Annotated in this window: 12 protein-coding genes; 5 read left to right on the forward strand and 7 right to left on the reverse strand. The window is 70.6% G+C overall.

The features are described 5' to 3' along the window. Positions 1-183: 183 nt before the first annotated feature. The 3 genes from ACZ7M3_RS07965 (at position 184) to ACZ7M3_RS07975 (ending at position 3,846) form a co-directional block, all read left to right on the forward strand. The gene (locus ACZ7M3_RS07965; protein ID WP_472062182.1) at positions 184-1,164 is read left to right on the forward strand and encodes a glycosyltransferase family 2 protein; all 981 of its coding nucleotides are present in this window, start codon (positions 184-186) and stop codon (positions 1,162-1,164) included. Then, on the forward strand, positions 1,161-2,495 hold the full coding sequence (locus tag ACZ7M3_RS07970) for an alpha-2,8-polysialyltransferase family protein (RefSeq protein ID WP_472061627.1): 1,335 nt from the start codon (positions 1,161-1,163) through the stop codon (positions 2,493-2,495). The genes ACZ7M3_RS07965 and ACZ7M3_RS07970 overlap by 4 nt, the downstream gene beginning before the upstream one ends. 166 nt (positions 2,496-2,661) lie before the next feature. Continuing rightward, positions 2,662-3,846: an acyltransferase family protein gene (locus tag ACZ7M3_RS07975; RefSeq protein ID WP_472061629.1), complete on the forward strand. Its 1,185-nt coding sequence runs from the start codon at positions 2,662-2,664 to the stop codon at positions 3,844-3,846. A gap of 14 nt (positions 3,847-3,860) precedes the next feature. On the opposite strand, the gene ACZ7M3_RS07980 is transcribed toward ACZ7M3_RS07975, so the two are convergent. Beyond that, positions 3,861-4,511 (reverse strand): TetR/AcrR family transcriptional regulator, encoded by a 651-nt coding sequence (locus ACZ7M3_RS07980; RefSeq protein ID WP_472061631.1) that lies wholly within the window; start codon positions 4,509-4,511, stop codon positions 3,861-3,863. A gap of 124 nt (positions 4,512-4,635) precedes the next feature. Between ACZ7M3_RS07980 and ACZ7M3_RS07985 the strand changes: the two genes are divergently transcribed. Beyond that, positions 4,636-6,063, forward strand: coding sequence for an FAD-dependent oxidoreductase (locus ACZ7M3_RS07985; protein WP_472062184.1), 1,428 nt, complete (start codon positions 4,636-4,638; stop codon positions 6,061-6,063). Here ACZ7M3_RS07985 and leuE read toward each other — a convergent pair. The 3 genes from leuE to ACZ7M3_RS08000 all read right to left on the reverse strand — a co-directional run bounded on the left by leuE (position 6,060) and on the right by ACZ7M3_RS08000 (position 9,022). Further along, on the reverse strand, positions 6,060-6,713 hold the full coding sequence (leuE, locus tag ACZ7M3_RS07990) for a leucine efflux protein LeuE (RefSeq protein WP_393022583.1): 654 nt from the start codon (positions 6,711-6,713) through the stop codon (positions 6,060-6,062). The genes ACZ7M3_RS07985 and leuE overlap by 4 nt on opposite strands. A gap of 60 nt (positions 6,714-6,773) precedes the next feature. Beyond that, positions 6,774-7,349, reverse strand: a complete 576-nt coding sequence (locus ACZ7M3_RS07995) for a Uma2 family endonuclease (protein ID WP_472061633.1) — start codon at positions 7,347-7,349, stop codon at positions 6,774-6,776. 92 nt (positions 7,350-7,441) lie between these two features. Then, positions 7,442-9,022, reverse strand: a complete 1,581-nt coding sequence (locus ACZ7M3_RS08000) for an acyl-CoA mutase large subunit family protein (protein WP_472061635.1) — start codon at positions 9,020-9,022, stop codon at positions 7,442-7,444. A gap of 228 nt (positions 9,023-9,250) precedes the next feature. Between ACZ7M3_RS08000 and ACZ7M3_RS08005 the strand changes: the two genes are divergently transcribed. Then, the gene (locus tag ACZ7M3_RS08005; RefSeq protein ID WP_472061637.1) at positions 9,251-10,105 is read left to right on the forward strand and encodes a L,D-transpeptidase family protein; all 855 of its coding nucleotides are present in this window, start codon (positions 9,251-9,253) and stop codon (positions 10,103-10,105) included. A gap of 317 nt (positions 10,106-10,422) precedes the next feature. Here ACZ7M3_RS08005 and ACZ7M3_RS08010 read toward each other — a convergent pair whose 3' ends face one another. The 3 genes from ACZ7M3_RS08010 to ACZ7M3_RS08020 all read right to left on the reverse strand — a co-directional run bounded on the left by ACZ7M3_RS08010 (position 10,423) and on the right by ACZ7M3_RS08020 (position 13,370). Then, a complete protein-coding gene (locus ACZ7M3_RS08010) occupies positions 10,423-11,472 on the reverse strand; it encodes a hypothetical protein (protein WP_472061639.1) in 1,050 nt (349 codons plus the stop codon). After that, positions 11,472-12,146 carry an RNA polymerase sigma factor gene (locus ACZ7M3_RS08015; protein ID WP_261689102.1) on the reverse strand — a complete coding sequence of 225 codons (675 nt, stop codon included), beginning with the start codon at positions 12,144-12,146 and terminating at the stop codon, positions 11,472-11,474. Before ACZ7M3_RS08015 ends, ACZ7M3_RS08010 begins: the two co-directional genes overlap by 1 nt. A gap of 633 nt (positions 12,147-12,779) precedes the next feature. Then, entirely contained in the window at positions 12,780-13,370 is a 591-nt protein-coding gene (locus ACZ7M3_RS08020; RefSeq protein WP_351308403.1) for an RNA polymerase sigma factor, read from the reverse strand. Positions 13,371-13,397 lie beyond the last annotated feature (27 nt).

Below are 13,397 nucleotides of genomic sequence, written 5' to 3' on the forward strand. Positions count from 1 at the left end.
AAGCCATTCCGAGTTGCGGCCCAACCTGAATACAACAAACGGTTAACAGCACATCGACGAATGGCGAATCAGGCCGTGATCGAGCCGGAAATCAGCTGGGTTCACTGCTTCGCCACGCGTCGTTCACCTGACATCTCACCAACGGTCAAGACGAATGCCGGGCCGCCGCCTAACGTCACGTGGGTGGTCAAGCTCTCCGTCATCGTGCCGTTCTACAACGTGCAGCAATATGCACCCGACACCTTGAAGAGCCTGCGTGCGAACGCACGTGAGGACTTCGAATTCGTTCTCGTGGACGACTGTTCACGAGACGAGACTCCGGACATTCTCGCGCGCGCGGAGCGCGAGCTCCCCGGCGCGGTGTATGTCAGACACGAGAAGAACGGAGGACTGGCGACCGCGCGCAACACGGGCATCGACGCGGCGCACGGCGAATACCTCACGTTCCTCGACGGGGACGACTGGCTCGCCCCCGGCTATTACGAACAACTTGTTGCCTCCATCGAACAGCTGGGCTGCGACTTCGTCCGTACGGACCATGTCCAGTGCACCGCGCGGGCCCGCACCATCCACAGGGTCCCGCACGGCCGGCGCGGAGTGGTGATGAACCCCCGCGACGCGATACTGCCCGCCGACCGCTCCACCTCCGTCGACTACGCCTACGCCTGGGCGGGCATCTACCACCGCCGGCTGGTCGACCGGGGGCTGCTGCACTTCACCGACGGCCTGCGGACGGCCGAGGACCGGCCTTGGATCTGGAAGCTGCACCGGGAGGCGGAATCCTTCGCCACGGTGGGGCTTCTCGGCGTGTTCTACCGGCGTGGTGTGGCCTCCTCCCTCACCCAGATCGGGGACGTGCGCCAGCTCGACTTCATTCGCGCGTTCGACCAGGTGGTGGCGGAAACCGCGGCGGACCGCGACGCCGAAAAACTCCTGCCCAAGGCCGTGCGCACCTATTGCGCGATCATTTCCCATCATCTGGGATCCATCGAAAGGTTCGAGCCGGCAGTGGCACGGAAACTGAAGTCGATGAGCGCCGTCGCTCTGCGGAACATGCCGCAGGACGTGCTCGACGACGCCCTCGACTCGATGGACGTGCAGCGCGCCACGCGGCTGCGCCGGCTGCGCCGCCGTCCGGCATCCGCCACGGGGGTGGCCGCGTGACCACCCAGATCTTCATGGCGTCCACGCTGTACGGCACGGCCACGCTCGCCGCGGCCCTGGACACCGACTGCTTCCGCCCCGCCGACCGGCGCATCCTGCTCGTCTCCAACAACGCGGCGACGCCCGAGACGACGCCCGGCCTCGACGAGATGCCCGGCTTCGAGCAGCTGCGCGGCCGCTTCGACGACGTGATCTCGTGGAACGAGACCATCTCGCCCTTCCACCCCGGCGGCTGGGCCCCGCGGCTCGACGACGTCCCCCTGTGGGAGCGGCATCTGCGGCTCGCCTGGAACCTCGGCGACGACGACATCGAGCTGGCCGTCGAGTCGATCCAGGTCAACCCGGCGCTCGGCATCTCGCAGATCTTCATGGGCGCGCCCGTCACCGTGTACGCGGACGGCCTGATGAGCTACGGCCCCACCCGCAACAAGATCGACCCGCTGGTCGGCACCCGGGTGGACCGCCTGCTCCACCTGGACCTGGTCCCCGGCCTCAAGCCACTGCTCCTGACGGAGTTCGGCGTCGAGCCCGAGATCGTACCGACGGACGCGTTCGTGAAGGTCCTCGCCGAACTCGTCGACACCGGTGACGAGCTGCCGTCGATCGACGAACCGGCGCTCCTGCTCGGCCAGTACCTCTCCGCGCTGGACATCCTCACCGCCGAGGAAGAGGAGAACCTCCACGTACGGATGCTGAAGGGCGCCCTCGCGCTCGGTCACACGCGGGTGGTGTTCAAGCCGCATCCTTCGGCCCCGGCCCGCTGGTCGCGCCTGCTGGAGAAGGAGGCCGAGAAGCTCGGCGCCGACCTCACCGTGCTCGACACCCCGGTCCTCGCCGAGGTGCTCTACCAGCGGATGCGCCCCGCCCTGGTGGTCGGCTGCTTCTCCACCGCGCTGCTCACCGCCTCGGCGCTGTACGGCCTGCCGGTCTCCCGCGTCGGCACCGGCCCCCTCCTCGACCGTCTCACGCCGTACGAGAACAGCAACCGCGTCCCCGTCACGATCGTGGACGCGCTGCTGCCCGAACTGACGGACGAGTCGGCGGTCAACGAGCAGCGCCGGAGCATGGACGTGACGGCACTGACGGACCTCGTCCGGGCCGTCGGCTTCGCGATGCAGCCGAAGATCTACCCGGATCTGCGCCCGGCCGCCGAGGCCTACCTGACCAGGCATCTGAACCACCACACCCGGCGCTACTTCAAGCGCAAGCGCCTCACCTCGCTGGCTCTGCCCGGCGCGGTCCCGGCGCAGCTGGCGTTCATCCCGCGCAACGCCACCGTGCGCCGCGTGGCACGCCGCGCCCGTTCACTGAAGCGGGCTGTGGGTCGCTGAACCGGTGTCCTGGGCCGGGCCGTCGCGGGCCGGCCCGGGAACCCGAAACGACATACAGGTGAACACGCACGGACCGTCGGGCGAATCGTCGGTCGGACGGCCAGGTAAACCTTATTAATCGGATTAGTGTGCTGTGGGTCCACTGAGTCCCGTTGAGGGGAAACCTGTGATCGACTCGCGCGAGGCCGTCCAAGTGGCCTCCACGGGCACCGTGGCCCGCACCGTCCTGCCGCCCACGGACGCACCGCCCCCCGCGAAACCGGCCAAGCCCCGGGAGACGCGGCTGCGCGCACTGGACGGACTGCGGCTGGTCGCCGCGCTGATGGTGGCCGCGTACCACTACGGCGGACGCGACGGCGAGGTCGCGAAAGCCTGGGGCAGCTCGCCGCGCCACCAGTTCCCCATGCTGCACGGGTACTTCGCGTACGGCTGCCTGGGCGTCCAGGTGTTCTTCGTGATCAGTGGCTTCGTCATCTGCATGAGCGGCTGGGGCCGCCCGCTGCGCTCGTTCTTCGCCTCCCGCGCCTCCCGGCTGCTGCCCGCGTACTGGGCCGCCATCATCCTGGTGACGGTGGTGTTCGCACTGCCGATGGTCGCGTTCAAGACGGTCTCGCCGAGCGACACCCTGGTCAACTTCACGATGCTGCAGTACCCGCTCGGCGTCGACCGGGTGCTGGGCGTGTGCTGGACGCTGTGGGCGGAGGTCCGCTTCTACGCCCTCTTCGCGCTGTGCATCGTCCTGCCCGGCGCGAACCGCCGCCGCGTGATCATGTTCTGCGCCGGCTGGACGCTGGCCTACGTCATCGCGCAGGGCGCCAAGATGCCGCTGCTGGACATCGTCCTGATGCCCGAGTACGCGCCGTACTTCATCGGCGGTGTCGGCCTCTACCTGGTGCACCGCGACCGCAAGGACGTGTACGCCTGGGGCATCGTGGCCGTGAGCTGGCTGATCGGCCAGCACTACGCGGTGCAGGGGCTGTGGCACGCCCCGCAGGCGAACGGCTTCTCCTACCGCACCACCTACGGCATCGTCCTCGTCGTCACCTTCGGCTACGTCGCGGTCGCCGCGATCGCCCTGGGCTGGCTGCGCTGGGCCAACTGGCGCTGGCTGACGGTCGCGGGCGCGCTGACGTACCCCTTCTACCTCGTCCACGAGCACCTGGGCTGGGTCGTCATCAAGGCCCTCCACCAGGGGCTGCACATCCCGTCGTACGCCACGTTCCTGCTGACGGCGACCAGCATGCTGGTCCTGGCCTGGCTCCTCAACCGGTACGTGGAGAACTGGCTGACGCCCAAACTGCGCACGGCGCTGGCGAAGCCCCGGCCGATCGTGGGGGCGTCCCGGCCGTAGGCCGCACCGCGGGTTCAGCCGATCCCGTACCGCGTCCCGATCCCCGCGATCACCAGGGCCAGCCCTTCTTCGAAGTGCCGGTCGTAGTCCTCGAACATCTCCGCGCCCGCCGCGGCCGACAGAGGGAAGTCGGCCATCCGGCGGGCGCGGTCGTCCACGTCGTAGCCCTCGCGGCGCTCCCCGGGGAGCGGCTGGACGCCCTGCTCCTCGGTGACGAACCCGAGGGTGTAGAGATAGGCCGTCGTGGCCGCCCGGACCGCCTGGGCGAGGGTGAAGCCCGCGTCAGTGAGCAGGCGCAGGTTCTGTTCCATCTCGACCGCGTGCAGAGTGCCGGTGAAGCGTGAGCCGCTGAAGACCCTGGCACCGTCGCGGTAACTCAGCAGCGCGGCGCGCAGTGCGCGGTTGGCCGTCAGGAGCCGCTCCTGCCAGGTGGCGCCGGGGTCGACCGGCGCGGCCTCGGTCATCCGGCGGTACATCTCCGTCGCCATCTCGTCGAGCAGCGCCTGTTTGTCCTCGAAGTGCCAGTACAGAGCGGGCGCCTTGACGTCCAGCTCCTTGGCGATGGCGCGCAGGGTCAGGCCCTCCAGTCCCCCCTCGTTCAGGAGTCTCAGGGCGGTGTCCGCGACGCGCTTGCGGTCGAGCGGCGCTCTTCGTTCCGTACTCACACTTGACAACTTAACACCGTTAAGGCCACGCTCGGAAACGCCAGCACTTAACAACGTTAAGGAGAGTGTGGTCATGGCAGCACAGGCAACGGCGGCGGGCGCGGTCCGGAACATCGGCTCGGACGTGGACGTGGACGTTCTGATCGTGGGGGCGGGCGCCGCCGGTCTCGCCCTCGGCGTCGACCTCGCCCGGCGCGGGGTGGACGCGCTCGTCGTGGAGCGGACCGACGGTCTGTTCCCCGGGTCGCGCGGCAAGGGCATCCAGCCGCGCACGAGGGAGGTCTTCGAGGACCTCGGCGTACTCGACGCGATCCACGCGGCAGGCGGCCCCTACCCGGTCGGGATGATCTGGCAGGACGGGAAGCCGCATGGCGAGCACCGGATGTTCGACCAGGCCGAGGCGAGCGACGATTCGCCGTACGCCGAGCCGTGGATGGTGCCGCAGTGGCGTACGCAGGAGATCCTCTTCGCGCGCCTCGTCGAACTGGGCGCAGGCGTCGCCTTCGGGCGCGAGCTGCTGACGATCACCCAGGACCCGGACGGGGTGACGGCCCACTTCGCCGCCGGCTCCCCCGTCCGCGCGCGGTACCTCGTCGGCGCCGACGGCGGCCGCTCGACCGTGCGGCGCACGCTCGGGATCGCCATGACCGGCGAGACGGTCGACCCGCATCCGGTGCTGGTGGCCGACGTCCGTGTCACGGGCCTGGACCGCGACCACTGGCACGTGTTCCCGCCCCGGGGCGACGACGACGGCGTCCTGGCGATCTGCCCACTCGCCGGCACCGAGGACTTCCAGCTCACCGCCCGGTTCCCGGAGGGGACCGAGCCCGATCTGTCCCTGGAGGGCGTACGGAAGGTCGTCGCCGCCCGCTCGCATCTCGCCCCCGAGGCCGTGACCGAGGTGCGCTGGGCCTCGGACTTCCGCCCGCGGGCGGCGCTGGCGGACCGCTTCCGCGCGGGGCGCGTCTTCCTCGCCGGGGACGCGGCACACATCCACTCCCCGGCCGGCGGCCAGGGCCTCAACACCAGCGTCCAGGACGCCTACAACCTGGGCTGGAAACTGGGTGCGGTGCTGGGCGACGGCGCCCCCGAGGCCCTCCTCGACTCCTACGAGGAGGAACGGCGGCCCGTCGCCGCGCGCATGCTCGACCTGTCCACGGCCGTCCACCGCGGCGAGGTCCGGCGCAGCACGCAGACGACGGGCCAACTCGGCCTGGGCTACCGGGACTCGTCACTCTCCACGGACCTGCGCGAGGGCCGCCCGGAGAACGTCCTGCAGGCCGGCGACCGCGCCCCGGACGCCCCTCTCCCCGACGGCACCCGGCTCTTCGACGCCTTTCGCGGCCCCCGCTGGACCCTGCTCGCGGCCGGGCCGGAAATCCAGGCACCGGCACTCCCCGTCCGCACGGTCGGCATCCCCGCGCACGAGTCGTACGGCACCGGCCTCTTCCTGATCCGCCCCGACGGTTACGTGGGGTGGACGGGCGACACGGCTTCGGGGCTGCGGGAGTACGCGACGCGCCTGGGTGTCCTCGCCCGGCCCCACTCCTAGGCGCTGGCCAGGGTGAGCTTCACGGCGAAGCCCAGGAACAGGGCGCCCGCCGCGGTCGTGGCCCCGGCCGAGAGCCGCTTGCGCCGCCGGAAGGCCGCCGCCAGCTTCGTCCCGCTGAAGATCAGCGCGGTGAGGTACAGGAAGCTGGCGAGCTGGGCGAAGGCGCCGAGGACGACGAAGGAAAGGGCCGGGTAGGCGTAGCCCGGGTCCACGAACTGCACGAAGAAGGCGACGAAGAACAGGATCGCCTTCGGGTTGAACAGGCTGATCACCAGCGCCCGCCGGAAGGGCCGCTCCTCGGCGGCCGGCGCGGCGGCGGCCTCGCTCTCCTCGGCCCGTTCGTGCCGGGTGCGCCACATGCCCCACGCGGCGCGCAGCATCCCGAACGCCAGCCATGTCAGATATCCGGCCCCGGCGTACTTCACGATCCCGAACAGCACGGCGTTGGCCTGCAGCAGCGAGGCGACTCCGGCCGCGGACAGGGTCATCAGCACGGTGTCCCCGCACCAGACACCCGCGGCGGCCGTGTATCCCGTGCGTATGCCCTTGCGGGCGGCGACGGACAGCACGTACAGCGAGTTCGGACCGGGAAGCAGAACGATCAGCACGAGTCCCGCGAGATAGGTCGGGAGGTCGATAACACCAAGCATGAGGTGGAGTGTCGCACGAGAGTACGACACCCCATCTCGGGGTTCCGCGAGGCGGGACGGTCAGCCGTCGAGGAGGGTGTCCACGTCCAAGGTGACTTTGACACCGATCGAAGGCGGCAGGGCGACGGACTGACCTCGCTTGAAGCGCTCGGGGTCGCCGTACGCGCCGTCTGTGGGGTCGGTGTAAAGGAGGACCTCGTCGTGCTTACGGTCCGCGATGAGGTAGGCCGGGAGGCCCGCCTGGGCATAGCACTCGACCTTTGGACCGAGGCCGTCGGACCAGTTGGAGGAGGTCACTTCGACGACGAGGCGGAAGACATTGGGCGCGTAGTAGTTCTTCTTCACATGAGCGTCGCGGAAGTCCTCGTCCACGACCGAGAAGTCGGGGATCGCGAAGTCCTCGGGCAGCGTGGGCAGCCACAGGCCAATGCCCTGCACATACTCCACCCCGCTTCCTTCGATGCCCGCCTTCTCGAAACCACGCCCAATCTTGGTCAACGACAAGGCGTGCGAGCCATCCGGCGGCGGTGTCACAACGAGCCTCCCCTGGAGAATCTCCACGCGGTGCCCAGGCAGTGCACGGGAGAGCTGTTCGGCGGCTTCGCCCAGCGTCAGCTCGTGTTGCAGTACGGCCACGGCATCCTCCTTTTCAGGGGCCACTCTTCATGAGCGTAACCGGGGGTGTGCGCCTTCCGCCCCCGATCACCCAAACGGGGTATTCACCCAGGTCAGAACGCATCCGTCGGCACATACGTCCCCCAAACCCCCCGCAACGCGTTGCACACCTCGCCCACCGTCGCGCGGGCGCGCAGGGCGTCCTTCATGGGGTAGAGGACGTTGTCCGTGCCCTCGGCCGCCTTCTTGAGGTCGGCGAGGGCCGCGTCCACCGCCGACTGGTCACGCTCGGCGCGGAGCTTGGTGAGGCGTTCGGCCTGCTGGGCCTCGATGGCCGGGTCGACGCGGAGGGGCTCGTACGGCTCCTCCGCGTCGAGCTGGAAGCGGTTGACGCCGACCACGACCCGTTCACCGGAGTCGGTCTCCTGCGCGATCCGATAGGCGCTGCGCTCGATCTCACCCTTCTGGAAGCCGTGCTCGATCGCGGCCACCGCGCCGCCCAGCTCCTCGACCCGCGCCATCAGTTCGACCGTGGCCGCCTCGACGTCGTCGGTCATCTTCTCGATGACGTAACTGCCGGCGAAGGGGTCGACCGTCGCCGTCACGTCCGTCTCGTACGCCAGGACCTGCTGCGTCCGCAGCGCCAGGCGCGCGCTCTTGTCCGTCGGGAGCGCGATCGCCTCGTCGAAGGAGTTGGTGTGGAGCGACTGCGTGCCGCCGAGGACCGCGCCCAGGCCCTGGACCGCGACGCGCACCAGGTTCACCTCCGGCTGCTGGGCGGTCAGCTGGACCCCGGCGGTCTGGGTGTGGAAGCGCAGCATCAGCGACTTCGGGTTCTTCGCGCCGAACTCCTCCCGCATCACCCGCGCCCAGATGCGCCTGGCCGCGCGGAACTTCGCGACCTCCTCCAGGATCGTCGTACGGGCGACGAAGAAGAAGGACAGGCGGGGGGCGAAGTCGTCGACGTCCATGCCGGCGGCCACGGCCGTGCGGACGTACTCGATGCCGTCGGCGAGGGTGAACGCGATCTCCTGCGCGGGCGAGGCACCGGCCTCGGCCATGTGGTAGCCGGAGATCGAGATGGTGTTCCACTTCGGGATCTCGGCCTTGCAGTACTTGAAGATGTCCGCGATCAGCCGCAGGGAGGGCTTGGGCGGGAAGATGTACGTGCCGCGCGCGATGTACTCCTTGAGCACGTCGTTCTGGATCGTGCCCGTCAGCTGATCGGCCGGGACGCCCTGTTCCTCCCCCACCAGCTGGTACATGAGCAGGAGCAGCGCCGCGGGCGCGTTGATCGTCATCGACGTGGACACCTTGTCCAGCGGGATGCCGCCGAACAGGATCCGCATGTCCTCCACCGAGTCGATGGCCACCCCGACCTTGCCGACCTCGCCGTGCGCGATCGGCGCGTCCGAGTCGTGGCCCATCTGGGTGGGCAGGTCGAAGGCGACCGACAGGCCCATCGTGCCGTTCGCGATCAGCTGCTTGTAGCGCGCGTTCGACTCCACGGCCGTGCCGAAGCCCGCGTACTGGCGCATCGTCCACGGGCGGCCCGTGTACATCGACGGGTAGACACCGCGGGTGAAGGGGTACGCGCCCGGCTCGCCCAGCTTCTCGGCCGGATCCCAGCCCTCCAGAACCTCGGGTCCGTAGAGGGGTTCGATGGGCAGTCCGGACTCCGACTCGCGCGCCATTGGTGTGCCTCCCACTGAAGTTACTTACTGGTAGGTCCGATCCTCGCCACGGACTGTAGCGGCGGCCGTGCGCGGGATGGAGAGGACCGCGCTGGGACCTTGCTCACAGGCTTCATCGCTCTCAGGATTCATTGCTCACACGCTTCATTCCCCAGGATCGCGCGTCGTTCGCAACCGGGCGCGCCTGGGGAGCATCTCAGGGGACACGACGACGCACCGGGGGTTGGAATGCGTACGACTGGTATGGGGAGATCGCTGGCCGCCCTCGTGGCACTCGTCGCGGTGGGCGGCTGTACGGCCCAGGCCGTGGACGCGAGCGGGAGCACGCACGGGAGCACGCAGGGAAGGACGCCGGGCAGCACGCGGGGCGACACGCCGCCGTCCGCCTCGAAGTCGGACCCTTCGGCCACGCCCGGGGACGACAAGCCGGGCACGACGCCGTCCGCCGCCCCCAAGGTCCTCTGGTCCCGCGGCGACAAGGGGAACGACGTCCGTGAGGTCCAGGCCCGGCTGCACCAGCTCGCCTGGCTCATCCCGGCGCCGACGGGAACGTACGACACCCCGACGGTCACCGCGGTGAAGGGGTTCCAGGGCAAGCGCGGGCTGCCGCGGACCGGCGAACTGGACGCCGTCACCTGGGAGCGGCTGCGGGGGATGACGCACAAGCCGGCCGCGTGGGAGCTGTACCCGTACGGCGGGCAACCCGCCGCGCGGCCCGACCCGCGCTGCATGACGGGCCGGGTGCTGTGCATCAGCAAGACGAGCCGCACCCTGCGCTGGATGATCGACGGGAGGACGGTCTCGGAGATGGACGTGCGGTTCGGCTCGCAGTACACGCCGACCCGCGAAGGGGTCTTCAGCGTCTACTTCAAATCGCGCTACCACGTGTCGACGATCTACCACACGTCCATGCCGTACGCGATGTTCTTCAGCGGCGGCCAAGCGGTCCACTACTCCCCCGACTTCGCGGCCCGCGGCTACTACGGCGCCTCGCACGGCTGCGTCAACGTACGGGACGAGGGGAAGATCGCGGCGCTGTTCTCGCAGGTCCGAGGCGGGGACAAGGTCGTCGTCTACTGGTGACGGCCGCCCGGAGAGGGCGGAAGGGGTGATGGGGCGCGGGCGGGACCGGGGGAACGTGTCCCGCCCGCGCCGATGTGCACCAGGCCTGGGTACGGGGGGAACCCCGGCTCGGTGCGACGGCCGATGACCAGTCGGCTCACCCAGTACTGCGTCGGCGCGACCGAAAACGTCACACCCGGGGGGAAGAAAATTCCGAGGGAGTGAGGAACCGCAGGTCAGAGAGCCGATTGCAGGGGATCGCCGGAGTACGGGTGGCCGGGAACGCACCCGGGCCGGATGGCCGAAAGCCTGCTCAGGAGGTCGGCGGCAGCGGGTGCTCAGGCAGTCGGCAGCAGCGGCGCGACGACCGAACGCGGCGACGGGGCGAGGATCCCGTTGTGGCCGTGATGGCCACCCGAGCCGGTGTGGCCGTCGCCGTCGCCGCCGTTGTACCCGCCACCGGAGCCGTTGTCCGAGCCGTCGCCGGAACCGCCCCCGGCCCCCTGGTCGGAGCCGGAGTCCGAGCCCTCGTCGCCCTGCCGGCCCTGGTCGCCCCGGTCCTCACCCGCGTTGGCGCCCGTCCGGCCCAGGATGCCCTTGCAGTACTTCGTCACGCGCCGGCCGCCGCCCGCGGCGTCCACCAGGACACGTCTGCGGCCGGACTCCAGGGTCTTGCCGTCCAGCACGTCGCGGCAGTACGCGCGCTTCTTGGCCCACCACTCGCGGGCGCGGGCCGACCGCCCCGCGTCGGAGGAGTCGGGCTGTCCGCTCGGCGCGCCGGGCCCCTGGGCCTCGTCGTCGCCGGAGCCGGCACCGGCCGGCGCGCTCGTGGTGGCGGCCGGGACCGGCACCTCGGAACCGTCGGCCTTCGACGCTCCCGGCGACGGCGTGAGGAACGGCTGCCGCGGTGTCTGTGCCGCGGAAATCGTCGCGGCCGGGTGCGGCGAGTCGTCACGGAACGGAGTCGGCAGCACTCCGGTTCCGGCCGCGACGGCGACCCCGCCGATCATCCCCGCGGCCAGCGCGGCGACGATCCCGAGGCGCACCGGACGGCCCCAACGGGGCCCCCGCGGGGCCGGAGCCGGACGGCCCAGCCGGACGAGACCCGAGTCGGCGGAGTGGGCCCCGGCCCCCGCGCGCACCCGTCCGCCGCGCTGGGCGACCTCGCCGTTCCGGCCCGCGCGCGCCTGCTGGAACGCGGCCAACGCGACGGCCTCTCCGGGGAGTTCGGCACTGGTCGGGGCGGGTTCGTGGGCCAGCGCACCGAGCATGTCGGCGAGCCGCTTGGCCCGGCCCTGGGTGTCGGCGTCGGCGGCTTCCAGCGGCTCACCACGCAGCAGACGCTCCGCGGCGTCACGGTCCAGCCACTTGTCCTGCTCGTCGGCCATCACATGTCCTTCTGCGTCCGCGAACGCGTATGCGTCACACCCGCGGACGTCACCGCGCGTGTGCGCGACTCTCTTCGTGACTCTCTTTGTGGGGGGACGGCGCCGAGGCCGCCTGCGGATTCCGGATCCGCGCCGAGCAGCTCCGCGAGCCGCTTGAGACCGCGGTGCGCCGCGGTGCGGACGGCTCCGGGGCGCTTGCCGAGGGTCTCGGCCGCGGTCTTGGCGTCGAGGCCGACGACCACGCGCAGCACGACGGCCTCCGCCTGGTCCTGGGGGAGTTGGGCGATCAGCGAGAGGGTGCTGTCGGTGGCCAGCGCCTCGATCGCCTCGCCCGCGGTGTCGGAATCCCCGGCCTTCGCGGTCAGTTCCGTCTCGTCACCGCCGATCGCGGGGCGGCGCCCGCGCATGCGTATGTGGTCGAGGGCGCGGTTGCGGGCGATCCGGGCGGCCCAGCCACGGAAGCGGTCCGCGTCACCGCTGAACCTCTCCAGGTCACGGGCGATCTGCAGCCAGGCCTCGGACGTGACGTCCTCCGCGTCCGGGTCGCCGACCAACGTCCGTACGTATCCGAGCAGCCGTGGGTGCACCGAGCGGTACACAGTCCGGAACGCGGTCTCGTCCCCGTCCTGTGCCGCAAGCACCGCGGCGGTCAGCCCCGCGTCGTCCCCCAGCACCGCGCGCACGCCTCTCTGCGCCTAAACCGGCGCCGCTCTCGCGGACCGGGTTGCTCGCCGTCGTGGTTCCTCAACTGATGGTTGCGGTCTTAGGCCCCTCATGGCTGCGGCAGTCCGTACCCTCCGCACCCCGGCGCGAATGGCACGTTACGGCCTGAAACCGTTCCCCGTCCATGTTCGTACAGGATGCAACTAACTGGTGACACAGCGAGGTGTGACAGAAAACGCAGCCGCGGCGCTGTAGAGAGTACGGGTCGCCGCGCGGCCCGTGCCGCGCGACGGTCGGGGCCTCTCCTGTGGGGGGTGGCGGCCCCGACCGTTGCCATCGGCCCCTCGACTCTCCTCGAACTCGCACCCCGGTCGGCGCTGCTCGCGCGGTCGCCAGTCGTCGCGCCGCCGGGTCCGTGCCCCGTGCGCCCCGTCCTCACGAGCGGCCCGGTACGCGGCGACAGCGCGCCCCTCGGCCTCCGGGTCGACAGGAACACCCCTTACGGCGAAGGCGAGCAGCGCGTCGAGGGAGGTCCCGTTCGCACCCATGTCCCTGCCCACCCCTGTCTGTCCTCGGCTCTGTCCTCGGCCGACCCCTTCCCGACGCTCGCCCCGAATCCCTTGGCGTCCGGAAGCCGTTGGGCATCACACCCCGGACTCCCCGTCGGCGCCGAGCTGCTGCGCCAGGCGCTTGAGGCCACGGTGGGCGGCGGTGCGGACCGCGCCCGGGCGCTTGCCGAGGACACGGGCGGCGGCGGGACCGTCGAGGCCGACGACCACCCGCAGCAGTACGGCCTCGGCCTGGTCGCGGGGCAGCCGTGCGACCAGTTCCAGGGCGCGCTCCGTGGAGAGGCTCTCCAGCGCCTGGTCGTGGGTGCTGTGGGTGCCGGGCAGTTCCAGTATGTCGTTCTCGAGCCCGGTGGCCCGGGGCCGTACCTTCTGCCTTCGCAGATGGTCGAGCGCGCGGTGCCGCGCGATGGTCGCGGTCCAGCCGCGGAACCCCGCCCCGTCCCCTTTGAACCGCCCGAGGTCCCGCGCGATTTCCAGCCAGGCGTCGGACGCCACGTCCTCCGCGTCGTCCCCGACGATCCCGCGTACGTACCCGAGCAGTCCGGGCTGCACGATCCGGTACGCCAGCGCGAAGGCCGCCTCGTCCCCCTGCTGCGCCCGCGCCACGGCCGCACCCAGCTCACCGTCGTACGCCTGTACGCGGCGGGGTTCCCCTCCCTGGCCCAACGCTGTCCTCGTTCGCCCCGAGTCGGT

It is taken from the genome of Streptomyces sp. NPDC111656, from assembly GCF_055656965.1.